A 600-nucleotide genomic window follows, 5' to 3' on the forward strand; every position below is an offset into this window, starting at 1 on the left:
GCTTTCCGGTTTTATAGGCGGTTTTTATACAGGTGCCAATCTCGAATTTGACAATGGTTTAATATTAGGAGTTGATACAGATATACTTTTTTTTGGACAAAAGGATACAAAAACTATTGTTCATGACGAAACTGTAGAGAGTAGTGCGGAAGAGGGAGGGAGTGAGCCTAAGCAGGTTAGTTTTAAGTTAGGTCACTTAAGCGAAGTTTCTAAGCCGGTTGTAAGAAATCAACAAGAAGTAGAAGGAAATCATCTTACTTTTAGTCATACTTTGAAACAAAAATGGACTGGTGCAACACGAGCGCGTATTGGTTTTTCTGTTGCGCGTATGATGCCTTATATCTCTGGGGGTGTTGCTTATGGGAAATTTCAAGATATTTTGTCCACCTCAATTACTGGAGAAGATCCCTTTTCTGCTACATCAGATGAAACAAAGACAATGATTGGTTACACTGTTGGTGGTGGTGTTGACTTTGCAATGACAAATAATTTTATTGTTCGTGCGGAATATCGTTACTCAGATTTTGGTAAAAAGAAATTCGAAGATACGATTGAGCTTGATTATAAGACGAATGATTTCCGTGTTGGAATAGCTTACAA

At 37.5% G+C, this 600-nt stretch carries 1 protein-coding gene; it reads left to right on the plus strand.

From position 1 onward, the window contains the following. Positions 1-600: outer membrane protein (locus ACFIO5_RS12850; protein WP_375705615.1), on the plus strand; the 600-nt coding region annotated here is incomplete at both ends.

The sequence above is a fragment of the Bartonella sp. AA86SXKL genome (genome assembly GCF_042196885.1).